This is a genomic window from Paenibacillus sp. FSL K6-1096 (assembly GCF_037977055.1).
Classification (GTDB): Bacteria; Bacillota; Bacilli; order Paenibacillales; family Paenibacillaceae; genus Paenibacillus_AQ.
Window position 1 is genome coordinate 3,444,785 of the sequence record NZ_CP150274.1, and the last position, 17,733, is coordinate 3,462,517.

General features: G+C 56.9%; 16 protein-coding genes. 9 read left to right on the forward strand and 7 right to left on the reverse strand.

Annotation, left to right across the window (positions count from 1 at the left end):
- Positions 1 to 66 precede the first annotated feature (66 nt).
- Positions 67 to 1,803 (forward strand): histidine kinase, encoded by a 1,737-nt coding sequence (locus tag MHI24_RS15275; protein ID WP_340026443.1) that lies wholly within the window; start codon positions 67 to 69, stop codon positions 1,801 to 1,803.
- Positions 1,804 to 1,809: 6 nt separating this feature from the next.
- Entirely contained in the window at positions 1,810 to 3,435 is a 1,626-nt protein-coding gene (locus MHI24_RS15280) for a response regulator (RefSeq protein WP_340026444.1), read from the forward strand.
- Between the two features lie 562 nt (positions 3,436 to 3,997).
- On the opposite strand, the gene araA is transcribed toward MHI24_RS15280, so the two are convergent.
- Genes araA through MHI24_RS15295 form a run of 3 tightly spaced genes read right to left on the reverse strand, consistent with a single transcriptional unit; the run spans position 3,998 to position 7,774 of the window.
- On the reverse strand, positions 3,998 to 5,422 hold the full coding sequence (gene araA / locus MHI24_RS15285) for an L-arabinose isomerase (RefSeq protein ID WP_340026445.1): 1,425 nt from the start codon (positions 5,420 to 5,422) through the stop codon (positions 3,998 to 4,000).
- A 39-nt stretch (positions 5,423 to 5,461) separates the two neighbouring features.
- Positions 5,462 to 6,157, reverse strand: a complete 696-nt coding sequence (locus tag MHI24_RS15290) for an L-ribulose-5-phosphate 4-epimerase (RefSeq protein ID WP_340026446.1) — start codon at positions 6,155 to 6,157, stop codon at positions 5,462 to 5,464.
- Positions 6,158 to 6,160: 3 nt separating this feature from the next.
- A complete protein-coding gene (locus MHI24_RS15295) occupies positions 6,161 to 7,774 on the reverse strand; it encodes an FGGY-family carbohydrate kinase (protein WP_340026447.1) in 1,614 nt (537 codons plus the stop codon).
- Positions 7,775 to 8,054: 280 nt separating this feature from the next.
- On the opposite strand from MHI24_RS15295, the gene MHI24_RS15300 reads away from it, so the two are divergent.
- Positions 8,055 to 9,155 carry a GntR family transcriptional regulator gene (locus tag MHI24_RS15300; RefSeq protein ID WP_340026448.1) on the forward strand — a complete coding sequence of 367 codons (1,101 nt, stop codon included), beginning with the start codon at positions 8,055 to 8,057 and terminating at the stop codon, positions 9,153 to 9,155.
- 82 nt (positions 9,156 to 9,237) lie between these two features.
- Here MHI24_RS15300 and MHI24_RS15305 read toward each other — a convergent pair whose 3' ends face one another.
- The 3 genes from MHI24_RS15305 to MHI24_RS15315 form a co-directional block, all read right to left on the reverse strand.
- The gene (locus MHI24_RS15305) at positions 9,238 to 9,966 is read right to left on the reverse strand and encodes a hypothetical protein (RefSeq protein WP_340026449.1); all 729 of its coding nucleotides are present in this window, start codon (positions 9,964 to 9,966) and stop codon (positions 9,238 to 9,240) included.
- Between the two features lie 116 nt (positions 9,967 to 10,082).
- On the reverse strand, positions 10,083 to 11,456 hold the full coding sequence (locus MHI24_RS15310; RefSeq protein WP_340026450.1) for a HAMP domain-containing sensor histidine kinase: 1,374 nt from the start codon (positions 11,454 to 11,456) through the stop codon (positions 10,083 to 10,085).
- 23 nt (positions 11,457 to 11,479) lie between these two features.
- Positions 11,480 to 12,178 (reverse strand): response regulator transcription factor, encoded by a 699-nt coding sequence (locus tag MHI24_RS15315; RefSeq protein WP_340026451.1) that lies wholly within the window; start codon positions 12,176 to 12,178, stop codon positions 11,480 to 11,482.
- 416 nt (positions 12,179 to 12,594) lie between these two features.
- On the opposite strand from MHI24_RS15315, the gene MHI24_RS15320 reads away from it, so the two are divergent.
- The 6 genes from MHI24_RS15320 (at position 12,595) to MHI24_RS15345 (ending at position 17,237) form a co-directional block, all read left to right on the forward strand.
- Positions 12,595 to 12,852 carry a GlsB/YeaQ/YmgE family stress response membrane protein gene (locus MHI24_RS15320; protein ID WP_340026452.1) on the forward strand — a complete coding sequence of 86 codons (258 nt, stop codon included), beginning with the start codon at positions 12,595 to 12,597 and terminating at the stop codon, positions 12,850 to 12,852.
- Positions 12,853 to 12,982: 130 nt separating this feature from the next.
- Positions 12,983 to 13,699, forward strand: coding sequence for a lantibiotic protection ABC transporter ATP-binding protein (locus tag MHI24_RS15325; protein ID WP_340026453.1), 717 nt, complete (start codon positions 12,983 to 12,985; stop codon positions 13,697 to 13,699).
- On the forward strand, positions 13,692 to 14,420 hold the full coding sequence (locus MHI24_RS15330) for a lantibiotic immunity ABC transporter MutE/EpiE family permease subunit (RefSeq protein WP_340026454.1): 729 nt from the start codon (positions 13,692 to 13,694) through the stop codon (positions 14,418 to 14,420). The genes MHI24_RS15325 and MHI24_RS15330 overlap by 8 nt, the downstream gene beginning before the upstream one ends.
- Before the next feature lies 1 nt (position 14,421).
- Positions 14,422 to 15,180 carry a lantibiotic immunity ABC transporter MutG family permease subunit gene (locus MHI24_RS15335; protein ID WP_340026455.1) on the forward strand — a complete coding sequence of 253 codons (759 nt, stop codon included), beginning with the start codon at positions 14,422 to 14,424 and terminating at the stop codon, positions 15,178 to 15,180.
- 33 nt (positions 15,181 to 15,213) lie between these two features.
- Complete coding sequence (locus tag MHI24_RS15340) at positions 15,214 to 15,876, forward strand: response regulator transcription factor (protein ID WP_340026456.1); 663 nt, start codon at positions 15,214 to 15,216, stop codon at positions 15,874 to 15,876.
- Complete coding sequence (locus MHI24_RS15345; protein ID WP_340026457.1) at positions 15,873 to 17,237, forward strand: HAMP domain-containing sensor histidine kinase; 1,365 nt, start codon at positions 15,873 to 15,875, stop codon at positions 17,235 to 17,237. Before MHI24_RS15340 ends, MHI24_RS15345 begins: the two co-directional genes overlap by 4 nt.
- A gap of 35 nt (positions 17,238 to 17,272) precedes the next feature.
- Here MHI24_RS15345 and MHI24_RS15350 read toward each other — a convergent pair whose 3' ends face one another.
- Complete coding sequence (locus MHI24_RS15350) at positions 17,273 to 17,713, reverse strand: DUF6097 family protein (RefSeq protein WP_340026458.1); 441 nt, start codon at positions 17,711 to 17,713, stop codon at positions 17,273 to 17,275.
- Between the last annotated feature and the right edge of the window lie 20 nt (positions 17,714 to 17,733).

Genomic DNA, 17,733 nt, shown 5'->3' on the forward strand with positions numbered 1-17,733 from the left:
GGCCGCCGTCCTTCCCCTTTCCTGCCGCTCAGCGCATACATGTACCTAAGGATAAGGGGTGAGGCTATGAAACTGTCTTTGCGATTCAAGGTGAGTGCCCTGGTGCTGCTGCTGGTCACGCCGCTGTTCCTTTTTCTCTCTTACACTAATCTGTATTCCTCCAACATTGTCCGGGAAAAGGTGGCCAAGTCAGCCTCAGATACGCTGACCCTTCACTTAGGTACACTCGATGAGCTGCTGGAGCAGACCAGCCATTATCTGCTGCGAACGGCCAACGAGAATATGCTGCTGGAGCTGTATTCGGACAGCGGCCCGGACAGCGTTAATTATTATCTGTCTATCCGCAAGCTGATGGACCAGTGGTACAGCGATGTCAGCTACTATACGATCATCCGCAGCGTCTTCGTCTACCATCAGGACCGGGATGAGCTGTTCCTCAGCAGCCAGCGGGAGTACTACCAGGAGAAGGAGATGATCGCCTCCGGGCTGTCCTCCCGCTTGAAGTCGCCTAATCTCCAGGGCTCCCTGAAGTGGGAGACCGTCACGCTCGGCGGGGAGCCGGTGCTGTTCAAGGTGCTGCCGGACAAGAGCGGCCGGCTCCAGATGGGCGTTCTGGTCAGCATCGATTCCCTGGCCCAGCCCTTAACTCATCTGGAGTCCACCGGAGGCAGCGAGCAGATCGGCATGGTCAGCAGTGACGGCAAATTGCTGTGGGGGCAGTTCTCTGACGAGGATCTGGGCCTCATCCGCAGCCAGTTGGGCCAGCCTGACCGTCCGGTGGATGCAACGATCCGGCTGAGCAACGGCAATCATTATCTGCTGATCGACAAGCCCTCACAGTATTCCAATCTCAATGTGTTCATCCTGCTGGACGAGAAGTCGATTCTGGACGAGCTGCCCGTCTTCCAGCGGATCATCAAGGTGATCCCCATTGCGATTATTATTATTATGGCGATCCTCCTGGCGCTGCTCAGCCGGCTGGTGTTCAAGCCGATCCAGCATCTGACCAGCGGGATGCGGATTCTGGGGAAGGGGCAGCTGGAGTACCGGCTGAAGGAAGGTAATACCCGCGAGTTCCAGATCATTAACCGGCAATTCAACCAGATGGCGGAGCAGATCGGCAATCTGAAGATTGATGTGTATGAAGAGCAGATGAAGGTGCAGCAGGCTGAGCTGAAGCATCTTCAGGCACAGATCAATCCGCATTTTTTCATGAATTCCTTGAATATTGTCTTCCACCTGGTGGAGCTTAAGCAATATGCCCTGATCAAAAAAATGATCGGCCACCTCGTCTCCCACTTCCGCTTCATTATGAATACCAACGACACCTGGATACCGCTCCGCAGTGAGCTGAATCATATTCAGAACTATATCGAGATCCAGATGGTTATGTATCCGAACAAGCTGTCTTATGAGGTGCAGCTTCCGCCGGAGCTTGAGCATACCCTGATTCCGCCGCTGCTGATCCAGCCCTTCGTGGAGAACGCGATCAAGCACGGCTTCATCAACAATGCCAAGCCCTTCGCTGTCGGTATCTCGGTTCATGAAGAAACCTTGGAGAGCGGCGACCCCAGTATAATAATCTGCATCAGAGATTCCGGGCCGGGCTTCTCCGCCGATCAGATGGACAGGCTCAATCAGGGCCTGTATGAGCGCAAGCCGACAGACCGCCATCTGGGCATATGGAATGTCTACAGACGCATGATAATGTTCTACAACAACCGGGCAAGGCTGACCTTCCGCAACGCTCCTGACGGAGGGGCTGTAGTGGAGATCCGGCTGCCCGTTCAGAGGGAGATGTGATAAGCGATGTGCAGAGCGCTGATCGTTGATGACCAATATTTCGCCTTGCTCGGCCTCCAGCAGGGAGTGAACTGGAACGTGCTTGGCGTGTCGGATGTCTGTCTGGCGGAGAATGTGGAGCAGGCCATCGCTGTTCTGGAGCAGCAGCCCGTAGACCTGCTGATCTGCGACATCGAAATGCCGGGCAGAAGCGGCCTGGAGCTGCTGGCCTGGGTGAAGCAGTCCTCGCCCCGCACCCTGACGATTATGCTGACCTGCCATGCTGATTTCGAGTATGCGCAGCGTGCGATCTCCCTGGGCGCTTTTCATTATCTGCTCAAGCCGGTGGACTACGAGGAGCTGATGAAGGTCTCCCGCGAGGCGCTGGCCGAGATCAGCAGGCAGAAGGAGCAGCAGGAATTCGAGTCTCTGATCCGGGAATACCGGAGGAAATGGGAGCATCAGCTGCCGCTACTGGTGGAACGGTTCTGGCAGGATATCCTCAGCCAGCGCGCTGCCCCCAGCCTGGAATCGCTCACCATCCCGGCGCATACCTACAATCTGGACCTGCGGCCAGATGACCGCTACTTCCTCGTGCTGCTCGGGCTGGAGCAATGGAAGGAGAACCTCAGCGCGCGGGATGAGACGATCATGGAGTATGCACTGCGCAACCTGGCAGAGGAGCTGCTGCTCAGCGGACTGGAGGGCACCGTGCTGCAGGATCAGGCCGGCCACAACCTGGCGGTGATCTATGTGCGGGATGTCTTGCATGCGGTCCGCCGCAAGCTGGAGCAGAACGGCCACACCTTCCTGAATACCTGCGAACAGCTGCTGCACTGCTCCTTGTCCATCTATATCAGTCCGGGCGTCGTCCTGTCCGAGATTATGAGCGCCTATACCTATGTCACCGAGCGGGAGCAGCGCAACCTGACCCATTCGCGGCAGGTGTTTGGCCCGGAGGACCAGGAACACGGCCGGGAGACGCCGCTGGAGTCCCTGCCACAGGCAGCACCGATGCATATCTTCAGCGAATGGGCCACCCTGCTGGAGTCGGGGGAGCTGGAGGAGCTGGAGCGGCGCGTGAACCTGTGGTTCGCGGGTATCCAGGCGGACCGCTGGACCAGCGAGCTGCACCGCCAGCTCATTCACGGCATTCTGTTCATTCTGCACACCGTCCTGGCCAAAAAAGGCCTGTCGGCCCATGCCTCTGCGGAGCTGAAGGCGCTGATGGAGAAGGAGAATTATCCGAAGCATTCCGCCACCCTCCAGAGCTGGGCGATGGATTGTCTCCGGGCGGCCCTGCGGTTATTGCAGTCCAGCAATAACGTGTCCTCAGCCACGGTGTCCAAGATCAGGCAGTATATCCGCTCCCGCCTGAGCGAGGAGATTACCCGGGATGAGCTGGCCGCGTATGTGTACCTGAACCCGGCCTATCTCTCCCGGCTGTTCAAGAAGGAGACCGGGCTGTCGATCTCGGATGTGATCATTCAGGAGCGGCTGCAGAAGGCCAAGCAATTGCTGGAGGGCACCGAGCTGAAGATTACCGACATCGCCGAGCAGGTGGGCTACACCAGCCTGGGCAGCTTCTCGAACCTGTTCAAGCGGGTCACCGGCGCCACGCCGCAGCAATACCGCGCGCGGAATAAGAAGTGAGTGGGAGGTGGGGGCAGTAGGGAGGGGAGGGACAATTGGGACATGAACGGCTGCGCCTGCACAATCGGCAGGCACACTGCTGCGCGAGCCCATTGTAATCGGTTTTCCGATTACATTCGAGCCGATTGCCTCGCGCCTGCCCATTGTGATCGGTTTTCCGATTACATTCGAGCCGATTGCCTCGCGCCTGCCCATTGTGTTCGGTTTTCCGATTACATTCAAGCCGATTGCCTCGCGCCTGCCCATTGTGATCGGTTTTCCGATTACATTCAAGCCGATTGCCCCACGCCTGCCCATTGTGATCGGTTTTTCGCATACATTAGGCCGCGTACCCTCACAGGGGCGCATTGTGTTCGGTTTTTCGCATACATTGGCCGGGTACCCTCACAGGGGCGCATTGTGTTCAGTTTTTCGCATACATTCGGCCCACGCTTCCCGGTAGAGCAGGCAGATGCTTTTGGATCTCGCCGCCGCACTCCCCATACCTGCCAAACAAAAAGAGCGAGAGGGCTATACGCCCCCTCGCTCTTCTTAACATGTTTTACTTTAACAAGTAACTTAATTACTTAATAATTACATACTCCAGGCCAACCAGCTTCGCATAGGTAACGATCTGATCGGTGGTCAGGTTCAGCGATACGACGGTGTGGTGGCCGCCGCCGTTCTCGATCCAGGCTCTCACGCCGTCCTGGAAGTTCGGCTTCACCTGCCACAGCACGCGGGCTACCGGCAGCTTCGGAGCCGGAACCGTTGGCTCGAATGCAGTAACCTCGTTGATCAGCAGCTTGTAGTGTGTGCCGAAGTCGGCCATAGACACTACTACGCCTTCGCCAGCCTTGCCGTCGAATACGAGACGGGCCGGATCTTCACGGTCGCCGATACCCAGCGGGGAGACGATGATCTTCGGCTGGTTCGCGGCCAGGCTCGGATCAACCTCCAGCATGTGCGACTGGAGAATCGCTTCCTGTCCGGCAGCCATTTCATAGGTGTAATCTTCCATGAACCCGGTGTTCAGGTTGTGGCTCATCACCTTCATCAGGCGGTCCAGGGCCGCAGTCTTCCAGTCCCCTTCACCGGCGAAGCCGTAGCCTTGAGCCATCAGACGCTGAACAGCCAGACCCGGAAGCTGCTTCATGCCGTGCAGGTCCTCGAAGTTGGAGGTGAAGGCATTGTAGCCGCCTGCATCCAGGAAGCGCTTAAGGGCAATCTCATAGCTGGCCTGCACCTTCACGCTGGCTTCCCAATCTTCCTTGCTGTACGTGCCATAATCAACGGCATACAGCTTAGTATATTCAGCGAACAGGGCATCGATCTCTTCCTGCTTCACTTCATTCACATAAGCGACCAGATCGCCGATGCCGAAGTAGTCCACCGTCCAGCCGAACTGGATCTGGGCTTCTACCTTGTCGCCTTCAGTCACGCCCACGTTACGCATGTTGTCGCCGAAGCGGGCAACCTTGATGTTGAAGCTTTCGTTATAAGCTACAGCTACGTCCATCCACTCAGCAATCTGCTTCTGGACTTCAGGGCGTTCCCAATATCCTACAACAACCTTGTTCTGTTTCTTCAGGCGGGCATTGATGAAGCCATACTCACGGTCGCCATGGGCAGCCTGGTTCAGGTTCATGAAGTCCATGTCAATCGTTGCCCAAGGAATGCTCTCATTGTACTGGGTAGCCAGATGCAGCAGCGGCTTCTGCAGCAGCTTCGTGCCGCGAATCCACATTTTGGCCGGGGAGAAGGTGTGCATCCAGGTGATAACCCCGGCAACCTCGTCACGGTAGTTCACTTCTTTCATGATGGAGGTGATTTTGTCGGCGCTGACGGCTAAGTCCTGCAGCACCAGCGGATAAGGAAGCACCCCGCTGTTATTGAGTGCATCGGTCATTTCCTGCGCGTGAGCCTTCACTTCACCGAGCGCTTCATCTCCGTACAGATGCTGCGATCCTACTACGAACCAGAATTGCTTGCCGCTTACTGTTGACATATGATTCATCCTCTTCTCTAATGGAATGGTAAAAGTCAGTTACTTCTGTCCGTAATACGCATCCTTGCCGTGCTTACGCAGATAGTGTTTGTCCAGAATCCGCTGCGGCAGCTCCTCAGCGAAGGTGTTGAGCTGGCGGGCGAAATGGTTCATCTTGGACACTTCCTCCAGCACGACACTGTTCATCACAGCGGCATGGGCATCCTTGCCCCAGGTGAACGGCGCATGGCCCTTCAGCAGCACGCCGGGAACGGCCATCACATCCAGCCCCCGCTGCTCGAAGGTCTCGATGATCACATGTCCGGTCTCTGCTTCATAACCGCGGTCAATCTCCTCCTGGGTCAGGAACCGGGTGCACGGTACAGACCCGTAGAAGGTGTCGGCATGGGTCGTACCCATGACCGGAACGTCCAGTCCGGCTTGCGCCCAGATGGTCGCCCAGGTGGAATGCGTATGCACGATGCCGCCGATCTCCGCATAATGCTTATAGAGCACGGCATGGGTCGGTGTATCCGACGACGGCCGCATCTCTCCTTCTACCACATTGCCGTCAAAATCCACAACCACCATATCGCTCGGCTTCATCTTGTCATAGCTGACACCGCTCGGCTTGATGACGAACAGGCCGCTGGCCCGGTCCACCGCGCTCACATTACCCCAGGTGTATTTCACCAGCCCGTGCTTAGGCAGCTCCAGATTCGCCTCGAATACCTCTTCCTTCAGTTGCTCCAGCATTGCTTAATTCCTCCCGTTCTCTACCAGATGATCTACAGCGGCCTGCTCAATTGCCAGCCCCGCCGTGTAGCGTTCCATGAACAGCTCGAAGCCCTTCACATCCGCCTCAACCGGATGAATCGTCTCGCCTTCAATATCCTTGAACACCTTCTGGTCGAGGAAGTCGTCCAGACGCTCCTGCGTCTCCCGGTTCTTCATATAAGAGGCCAGAATTGCCATCCCCCATGCCCCGCCCTCGCCGGCGGTAGCCATGACCGAGACCGGAACATTCGTCGCCGCAGCCACAATCCGCTGTCCGACCACAGGCGTCTTGAACAAGCCGCCGTGGGCCAGAATGCTGTCGATCGATACCTGCTCCTTGCGGGTCAGAATATCCATCCCGATCTTCAGCGCGCCAAAAGCGGAGAACAGATGCGTCCGCATAAAGTTGCCCAGCGTGAAGCGGCTCTCCGGCGAACGGACGAACAGCGGCCGTCCCTTCTCCAGCCCGGTGATGTTCTCACCCGAGAAATAGCCGTAGCTGAGCAGCCCGCCGCCATCGGCGTCTGCCTCCAGCACCTTGCCGAACAGGACGCTGAACACATGCCCCGGATCAGCCTTGAAGCCCATCGCCTCGGAGAATTCGCGGAACAGGCCGACCCAGGCATTGATATCACTGGAGCAGTTGTTGGCATGAACCATCCCCACCGGACTGCCGTCCGGGGTAGTGACCATATCAATCTCCGGATAGACTGCGCTAAGCTCCTTCTCCAGTACGATCATCGCAAATACGGAGGTGCCTACCGAGATGTTCCCGGTCCGCTTGCGGACACTGTTCGTAGCGACCATTCCTGTTCCGGCATCTCCTTCCGGCGGACACAGCGGAATACCGGCCTGCAGATCCCCGGATTCATCCAGCAGCTTCGCCCCGGCTTCCGTCAATACGCCAGCCTGCTCGCCTGCCGGGTAGACCTTCGGAAGGAGATCGCTCAGCTTCCAAGGGTAGTTCTTGGCGGCAACCAGCTCGTCGAATTGGCGGACCATGGCCGGATGGTAATCCTGCGAAGCTTCATCTATAGGGAAGACCCCGGAGGCATCGCCGATACCGATGGCTTTGCTGCCGGTCAGCAGCCAGTGAATATATCCGCCCAGCGTCGTTACGAACGTTGCCTGCGGAACATGCTCTTCGCCGTTCAGAATCGCCTGATACAGATGGGCAATCGTCCAGCGCTCAGGAATATTGAACTGGAACAGCTCCGTTAATGCTTTGGCCGCAGCACCGGTGGTAGCATTACGCCAGGTCCGGAACGGAACCAGCAGCTCCCCTGCACTGTCAAAAGCCATATATCCATGCATCATGGCCGAGAATCCGATCGAACCGATCGAAGTCAAGGTAACCCCGTATTTCTCCAGGACCTCCTGCTTCATCTCACGGTAAGCCGCCTGCAGGCCCTTGATAATATCCGTCAAAGGATACGTCCAGTACCCGCCTTCCAGCAGGTTCTCCCACTCGTAGCTTCCCGCTGCAACCGTCCCGAATTGCCGGTCAATCAGCACCGCCTTAATGCGTGTGGACCCAAATTCGATACCCAGTGAAGTCTCTCCCTGAAGTATCGCTTGCTTGATATTCTGATCCATGCGTGACTCCTCTCTGAACCAAACTGTGTTACATATGATGAATCAAAAGAATACGCTTCCTTTATGAACAGCCTTAGTATATTTTTTGTTCGTACATTTGTCAACAACAGATATAAGATATACCTACAAATTTACCGGATAATCAGTCTTATTTTACGCAAATCAGTATATATAGTAGACATATGAGGATATAAAGCTTATATTCAAGCTATAATATGTACGTACAACTACAATAATTTCTCCACTCCACATAAGAACAACTATGAAAGAAGTGACCCGTGTGCGAACCAAGTACCAGATCATATTCGATGAACTCAAAAGCAACATCCTGTCCGGCACCTACAGTGTGGGCGAACAAATTCCGACCGAATCGGCGCTCCAGGAGATGTACGGCGTCAGCCGCCAGACCGTGCGGAAGGCGATTCTGGAGCTGTCCAACGAGGGCTTCCTGCGCAGCGAGAAAGGCTCGGGCACCTATGTCAGCCACCAGTTCCGGTCCAGAGCCGGGGGCGGCCCCAGCAAACGGACAATCGGTGTAATAACTACCTACCTCTCCGATTATATTTTCCCGTCGATTATCCGGGGCATCGAGAGCAGGCTGAATGAGGACAACTATTCGCTGCTGCTCGCCAGCACGAATAATGATGTCGCCCAGGAGAAGAAGGCGCTGGAGATGATGCTGTCCTACGGAGTAGACGGGCTGATCATCGAGCCGACCAAGAGCAACCTGTACAATCCGAACATCGCCTACTACCTGTCGTTTAAGGAGCAGGACGTCCCGTTCATCATGATTAACGCCTACTATGAGGAGCTGGAGGTGCCGTTCTTCTGTCTGGATGATGTGCAGTCCAGTTATCTGGCGACCCGGGAGCTGATCGCGAAGGGCCACACCCAGATCGGGATTATTGCCAAAATGGACGATCTCCAGGGCAAATACCGCATGAAGGGCTACATCAAGGCGCTCGGCGAAGCCAAGCTGCGCTTCCACCCGGAGCAGGTGCTCTCCTTCGATACCGAATCCAAGCAGGTGCTGTCAGCCAATCTGGAGCAATTCCTGACAGAGAACAGAGAGGTGCTGACCGCTATCGTCTGCTATAACGATGAGGTAGGGCTGGAGGTGGTCAAGGTGTGCCGCGAGCTGGGGATCTCGATTCCGGGGGAGCTGTCCATTATCGGGCAGGACAATTCTTATATTGCCAAGAATGCGGGGATCAAGCTGACGACGCTGACCCACCCGCAGGAGAGAATGGGCCGTGACGCCGCTGAATGGGTCATTAAGAAGCTCCAGGGTAAAAAAGACCTGAAGAACAGCAACTACTATCTGCCTGAGCTGATAGAGGGGGAGACGGTGCGGGTGCTGGAGCCATCGCCTGCGGAATAAAACAGCCCTGACTGCTTCATGACCGTTACAGGCCGTGAAGCGGCAGGGCTGTTCAATTATTCTGCTGAATCAGGGGACTGGTTTAGTCCAGCAGCGTGGAGATGCTTATGCTTTCAACCTTGGCGCCCTTGACGTGGAACAGCATATAATCCACATAGTTGCTTGGCGCGAACCGGAAGTCATCCTCTTCCTCAGGTGCACCGTCTCCGGTCAGCTTGCCTTCGGGATAGGCTTTTTTGAGCGTATCCAGGCTGTCTCCAACCTTAATATTGCGGACAGTAGCGTACTTCGGATCGGTAATCTTCATGCTGAAGATGTAGAACTGCTTGCCGTCACCCGAATCAATGGTCTTAATCTCAAGGCCCGGGAAGGTATACGTCTTCTCTGTTCGGCCGATCAGGGTATCCATATTCTTACCATCATCTACGGAATAAGTGTGCGATGTCTTATTTGTTGCCTTCCCCAGCATACTCTCCAGCTTGGCATCATCCACAATGTCGGAGAGGGCGATGGTCTGGTCCTTATAGACAAAAGCCAGCTCCTTCAGAATCACATTCCCTTCCTTCTCGATGGTCCCCTCCTTGATCGCCTCCGAGCTGCCTGCTGAAGCCGCAGGGGTTGCCTCGGCCGGTGTCTCCGTAGCAGCAGGGGTAGCCGAAGCTTCCGGTGCCGCTGTGGCCGCCGCTTCAGTGGTAGGCTCTGCCGAAGGGGTTGCCGCAGGAGCGGCTGAATCAGACTGGCACCCGGCCAGAAGTGTCATTAACAATACTGAGGACAGCAGCAGAGCTGCCGGTTTCTTAAATGTTCCCATAAGTATCCCTCCATGAATGTACGCGATTGGACGCGTTGTTTGTTTGGTATGAGGTTAGTATACGAAAAGCATTTATTAGTGTAATAACAGAGTTGTATCAGTCTTGTAACGTCACGTCACAGGAGCGGCAGACGGATGGAGACGGTCGTTCCCGCGCCGAGCTGGCTCTCTATATCCAGGTGCCCGCCGAATCTCCCGGCAATCTCCTTACAGATGGACAGCCCCAGCCCCGTTCCGCCTGCCCCGCCGGCATTGCTTGCCCGGTAGAACCGCTCCTGCACACGGGTAAGCTCATCCACGCTGATGCCGATGCCCTGATCGCTGATCTGCACGGCGGCTTCCTGCTGCCGGACTGATGTTTCAATAGTTATAGTAGTACGGGGACCGGAGTATTTAATCGCGTTGTCCAGCACATTGGCAATGGCGTGGGACATCAGCACCTGATTAACATTGACGAAGGCGGGCGGACCCTGCCGGACCGTAAGCTTAATCCCCTTACTCTCCGCCTTGGCCCGTATTCCGCTGGCTACCTGCGCAGCAAGCTGCGTCAGGTCTGTTGTCTCGGCATCAATTCCGTCCTGCCCTGCCTTGTCGAACCGCGACAGCATGAGCAGCTCATTGACCAGCCGGGTCAGGCGGTCCGATTCATTCACCAGATGGAAGTAGATCCGCTGCAGCTCCTCATCCTCATCCTCGCCCTCATACAGGTATTGGGAGAACCCCTTGATCGCGGCGAGCGGCGTCTTCAGCTCATGGGATACATTCGAGACGAACTGCTTCTGGTGCTCGATATATCCGCTGAGCTGAACCCCCATCCGGTTCAGGCCGGCCGCCAGCATCCCCAGCTCATCCTTCCGGTTCAGCCGAACCTCACGGAATTGCTGCTTGGAGAAGCTCTCCGTAGCACCCAGCAGATACTTGATCGGCTTCGTCGTATTCCGGGCGATGAAGATACTGGAGAGCGCAATCAGGATAATGAACCCTCCCGCACCCGCGAACAGGATCGAGCGGATCTGATCCATGATGGTATAGAAATAGGAGATATCCTCCACGAACTCGTATACATAGCTGTTCTGATAATACATGTCTTGAATCGGAACCGCGAAGTACAGCAGGTAATCCTCCGAGACCGTGTACGCATAATCGCCCTTGAGAGCGTTCTGGATATTCCCGGGAAAAATGACGGGGGTTTTGTTATTGATCACAATCCCGTCCACGGCGAGCCCCAGCAGCTTCTGGCTGCTGTCATAGATGCGCACCTCCTTGACGGAGGCTTTTAACGTCTCCAGCGCACTTCTCGCCACCTCCTCCATCTGCCCCGCCTCCACCTCCTGCTCATGTCTGGAGAGCACCTCCCGGAAGGACATCTCGCCCAGATCGGCCTTCTCCATCATCTGCTTCTCGATCGTGACGAAGCTGAAGTAATCAATCGCCTTATTAATAGAAATAATGATCACGGCGAAGGACAGCACCGAGAACAGCAGATACATTAACACCAGCCTCGTAGCGTATTTCAGGGCGGGCCACCTCCAAGCTGATACCCGAAGCCATAGACGGTCCGGATGTATTTCGGATTCTCCGCGTCATCCTCCAGCTTCTTCCTAAGACGCATAATCGTCATATCCACGCTGCGGCTGTCCCCCATGAAGTCATAGCCCCAGACAATCTCCAGCAGCTCATCCCTGGTGAAAATTTTGTCCGGGCGCTTCAGCAGCGTCTCCAGAATCCGGAATTCCTTGGCTGTCAGGGCCACCGGAGCACCGCCCTTCTGCACTACCCGGGTGTCCAGATTGAACGTCAGGTCTTCATGCGTAATCCGGGTCTCTTCCTCACCCGGCTTCGGATCATTACTCTGCGCTCTGCGGAGCACCACCTTGATCCGCGCCAGCAGCTCCCGGTTATCGAACGGCTTGGTCATATAATCCTCGGCACCCAGCTCCAGCCCCAGCACCTTATCGATAATCTCATTTTTGGCCGACAGCATGATAATAGGAACCGCTTGTCTTTTGGTGATCTCCCGGCACAGGTCGTAGCCCGAGCAATCCGGCAGCATCAGATCCAGCACCACCAGATCCGGCCGGAAGGATTCCAGCGCCAGCAGTCCCGCACTCCCGTTCTCCGCTGTCTGCACCTCATAATTCTCTCTGCGCAGCACCAGCTCAATCAGGTCCCGCAGCGCCGCCTCATCATCAATCACCAGAATTCTGCTCATCCGCTCCCTCCTCCTATACCTAATATTAACACCGGCAATGAACGTTAATCTCCCTGCGGTGCAGATCGCCTGTTATCACCGCCCGGGTCCCCGGCCCGAGCCGATTATATTCGGTTTTTCGCACACATTCCGCCCGCGTACCCGCCATCAGCATATTGTGTTCTGTTTTTCGCATACATTCGGTCAACATGCTCCCGCGGTATCACATTGTATTCACTTTTTCGCATACATTGCGCCCGCGCACCCGCTACCAGCTTATTGTGTTCGGTTTTTCGCATACATTGGTTCGCACACCCTGGTGTACCCGGAGACTTGGCCGCAAGCCTATACTTTCCAAAAATAAACCTTCCCAGGGGGTTCACCTTGCCCGTTTCTCAACATACCTTGAATAAACCAACTAGAAAGGGGACAAATCAATGTATCTGCTCTGGGTGCTCATTGTCGGCGGACTGATCGGCTGGCTGAGCGGCAATCTGATTGGCCGTGATGTTCCGGGAGGCGTGCTGGGCAATGTAATCGCAGGCTTCATCGGCTCCTGGCTGGGTACCGAGCTGCTGGGGCCAAGGGGCCCTGTAGTCGGCGGCTTCCATGTGATCCCGGCGATTGTCGGGGCAATTATCGCTTTGCTGATTTTCTTTGCTCTGGCCCGCGGCGGCGCCTTCCGGCGGCGTTAATTCCTTCAGGCTATATAGCAAAGTCCACACAGAGCCCCTCCTGTTCAACAGGCAGGGGCTCTGCCATATCATCCTTACAGAATCCTTAGAATCTCCTTGTAGAGTGAAGAGGAAGAAAGGATGATACCTAATGCAAGAACATATTCTGGAAATACAGAACCTGTGTAAAAGCTTCAAACGCCACACCGCTGTAGACAATGTATCCCTGGCGGTTGCACGCAATTCCGTCTACGGGCTGCTTGGCCCGAACGGCGCAGGCAAATCAACTTTGCTCAAAATGATTACCGGAATGCTCCGCCCCGATTCCGGATCGATTCTCTTCCAGGGCCGCGAATGGACCCGGGCGGACTTAAGCCGGATCGGAGTGTTAATTGAAGCGCCGCCGCTCTACGATAATCTGACCGCCCGGGAGAATCTGAAGGTGCGCACGCTGGCCCTCGGACTTCCGCAGTCACGTATTGACGAGGTGCTGGGGATTGTAGATTTGACGGCAACCGGGAAAAAGCGGGCCGGACAATTCTCCATGGGGATGAAGCAGCGGCTCGGCATCGCGATTGCCCTGCTGAACCAGCCGGAGCTGCTGATTCTGGACGAGCCGACCAACGGGCTGGACCCGATCGGGATTCAGGAGCTGCGGGAGCTGATCCGCTCCTTCCCGCAGCAGGGGATCACCGTCATCCTGTCGAGCCACCTGCTCTCCGAGGTGGAGCAGACAGCAGACCATATCGGCATCATCGCGGGCGGCGTGCTGGGCTATCAGGGGGAGGTCTCCCCGGATCAGGACCTGGAAGCGCTGTTCATGCAGGTCGCCGCAGCACACCGGAGGGACGGTGCCGTCCATGCTTAACATCATACGGGCCGAACACCTGAAATGGCGGCGGACCTTCATTCCCAAGCTGACCTGGCTGGCCCCGGCGATTGCGCTTCTGCTGTGTGCGGTGCTCATGGGCGGAAGCCTGTTCCAGAGCGGCGCTTACAACTGGTGGTACACTATGCTGTTGCCCGGAGCGTTGAGCCTGACTTGTTCGCTGGTATTGCAGAGGGATGCCAAGCTGAAGTACCGCAGCGTGCTGGCCCTGCCTTTTACACCGGGTACGCTCTGGACCAGCAAAATCCTTGCCTGCACCGGCTGGCTGCTCACTACTCTAGCCGTGTTCCTGATCGGCGTTACCGCCGGGGGCCTGCTGTTCGGTCAGACCATTCCACTGGGCAGCAGCCTGGCGGGCAGCGCACTGATCTTCCTAACCTTCCTGTGGCAGATCCCGCTGTGCCTGTTTCTGGCTGCCCGGCTCGGATTATTCGCAGCAATTCTGCTGAACCTGTCCGGCACCGTACTGGGTGTAGTTGCATTCGACAGGGGAGGCTTATGGGATTACAATCCTTATGCGATTACCGCCAAGCTCATGTGTCCGGTGCTGTCCATCCTGCCGAACGGCCTGCCGGTCCCGGCGGACAGCCCGCTGCGCAGCACAGATATGATTCTTCCCGGTACCCTGATCTCCCTCGGGTGGTTGGCCCTCCTGTTCCTGCTGACCACCTTATGGTTCCGTAGACAGGAGGCGAAGTAGCATGAATGCACTGCCGGGTCTGCTCAAGGCCGATCTGCTCAAAATGCGGCGCACCCCGTTTCTCCTGATCCATCTGCTGACTCCGCTGATTGGAGCTGCCCTGTTCATGGCTTACTATACCATCTCCTCTGCGGGCGAAGGGGTTAAGGTGATGGCGTTCCTGCAGTCAGTCGCCTGTGCCTTCCCCACTGTGATCGGGCTGGTCTGTGCGATGGCGGCAGAGCAGGAAGCCACCGCCGGAGGGTTCCAGGGAATGCTGGTCCTGCCTGCGGCAAGAAGTACCACCTATGCAAGCAAGCTGCTGCTCCTGCTGGGCTTCAGCCTGGGGGCTGTCCTGCTAATCTTCGTCTTGTTCAGCCTTGGCTTTGCCGGGTTGCTGGGGCAGGACCGGCACGGCATACTCTTTTATCTGACCGGGGCCGTAATCCTGTTCGCAAGCAATATCCTGCTCTATCTGGTTCACTTCGCGCTCAGCCTGCGGTTTGGCCGGGGTATCTCCATCGGCATAGGCATTACGGGAAGCCTGCTCGCTGCCCTGATGCTGACCGGCCTTGGCGATATCCTGTGGCCGTATATTCCCTTCGCCTGGGGCGGCCGCTTCCTGTCCCTGCTGGAGCTTCGGCATTCGGGAAGCTGGCAGCCTTTTGCCGACACGGGTCTGGCTGCTGGCGTATCCGTTTGTATTGCCGGGACAATAGCCGCAGGCGTTCTCAGTATGTTATGGTTCTACAAGTGGGAGGGCCGCTCGGCGGACAACTAGCCTCCTAATCTGTAAATGAGGGAATTAATGACTATGGCCAGAATACTTGTGGTAGATGATGAACCTGCTATCCTGTCCCTGATTCATAATGCGCTAAGCACAGACCGGCATCTGGTGACCACTCTCTCCGATGCGGCGGAGGTACACAACACCGACCTGGGGGCGTATGATCTGATTCTGCTGGATGTGATGATGCCGGGAGTGGATGGCTTCACGCTCTGCCGGGAGATCCGCAGCGCGGTCGATTGCCCGATCCTGTTCCTGACAGCCAAGACACAGGAGACCGATCTGATGTACGGACTCGGGCTAGGGGCGGATGATTATATTACGAAGCCCTTCGGCATCGGCGCGCTGCGGGCGCGGATTCAGGCCCATCTCCGGCGGGAGAGCCGGGAGCGGCGCAATATGCTGTACCTCGACCCTGTGCGCCTAAGCCTCTCCGGCAAAGAGCTGTTCATCCGCGAGGACAAGGTCCCGCTGACCAAAAGCGAATACGAAATCTGCGAATTCCTGGCCCGCCACCGCGGACAGGTTTTCTCCAAGGACCATATCTATGAAGGAGTCTTCGGGATGGACGGGGATAGTGACAGCAGCGCGATTACGGAGCATATCAAGAATATCCGCGCCAAGCTGGCCCGGCACGGGCTGGAGGCCATAGAAACCATCTGGGGGATCGGATACAAGTGGAAGCTGTGAAACAACGTAAACCTGTGCGCCTGCGCACTTTTTTTCTAAAATACCTGCTGCTGCTCAGTCTGGGTACCATTCTGCTGCTGGGAGCTCTGCTCGGTGTATTCGCGCTGGCGTTCGCCCGGGGGGCGCTGCTGCCTGCCAACTATGAGGAGAAGGCGATCTCTCAGTTCAAGCAGCAGCTGGCTGCTGGCGGAACGGATACGGCTCCCCGGGTCCCGGACCGGCTGGAGTACACCGTATTCACCCTGGACGGGAAGCCGCTGGCCGGCAATCTGACGGCTAAAGAGGCGAAGCAGGCCTGGAGAATTATCAGAGAGGGGAACAACAGAAGCGCCTACTACTACACCACCGCCGAGCATGGGCAGGAGCTGTGGATCTTCCGGTATGTCTTGACGCCGCAGTATGCCTCTCCTGTGCTGCGCAGCTCGCTGCCGAATCCCCAGCTCCTGGGCCCCGTGCTCTTCGTGCTCGGGTTCCTGCTAATGGCCGCCCTGCTCGCGGCCCGCTTCGGCCGGAAGCTCTCCGGGCGGATGGCCGGGCTGCAGGAAGCGACCGAGAACATCCGGCGCGAGAATCTGGAGTTCACCGTCCAACCCAGCGGTATCGTGGAGATCGATGAGGTGCTCGGATCGTTGGACCGGATGAAGGATGCCCTGCAGACTTCACTGGAGAAGCAGTGGGAGCTGGAGCGCTCCCGCAGAGAGCAGATCTCGGCGCTGGCCCACGACATCAAGACACCGCTGACCATTATCCGGGGCAATGCCGAGCTGCTGCAGGAGATTGTGGAGACTGACCCGCAGCGTGAATTCAGCGGCTATATCCGCCGCAGCGCTGAAGACATTGAAGCCTTCGTGCAGGAGGTCATTGACCTGTCCAGCCTGCAGGCCGGCTCCTCCCGCCAGCAGGTGCTGGTTCCGGCAGCGGCGTTCATAGCCGAGCTGGAGCTGCAGATGAAGGCCCTTGCTGCGGGCAGGAACCTCCAGACCTCTGTCCGGCAGGAGAAGCCGCCGGAATTCCTGTTCATCCACAAGGACCTGCTGCTGCGGGGCATCATGAACCTGGTCGCCAATGCGGCCGAGCACACCCCGCCCGGCGGGAGCATTGCCCTGCTTGTCCAGGGCGAGGCAGGTGCAGTACAGTTCACCGTTACCGATACCGGCAGCGGCTTCTCGGCTACCGACCTCAGGGAGGCCGCCAGCCAGTTCTACCGGGGCGATCCCAGCCGCAGCGGCGATCATCACGGCATGGGGCTCTACATTGCGCGGTCGGTGGCCGAGCAGCACGGAGGCCGCCTGAGCCTCAGCAATGTCCCCGGCTCCGGCGGCGCGAGGGTGACGATGCGCATTGCGGTACCCGGGCAGTAGCGCGGGTCTGGGGATGGACTAAACACCGCCTGTGGTCAGGCAGCATCCACTCCCAGCTTGCTTTTCAGCTCCGGGTAGATCCGGCCGTACAGCTTCCGCCGCAGTGCCGAATGGTACACGGCCAGCACCAGCGTCACTACGATCAGCGCGGCGGGGACGATATACAGCACCGGGTGGTCCACGAAGTAGCCGAACACATCATATCCCCGGTTGATATATTTGCCGTAGATCGCAGCGATGGCCACCACCAGCAGCACCGGCAGGGCAAATAGACCGGACAGCAGATTGACCTTCTTCATCTTCTTGTAGGTAGATTGAAACGCGCTTTCACCTTGGGCTTCTTCGAGCAGCATGACCTGCTGATCGAAGGAGTCGCTTTTGCGTACCGGCATCTTGGATTGTGTAATGTAGTTATGCAGCACATCCAGCTCGTGGCTGAATTCCATTGTTCTAAGTATCGCTCTTCCTGCGTTCATTAATGATTCCTCCTATGAAA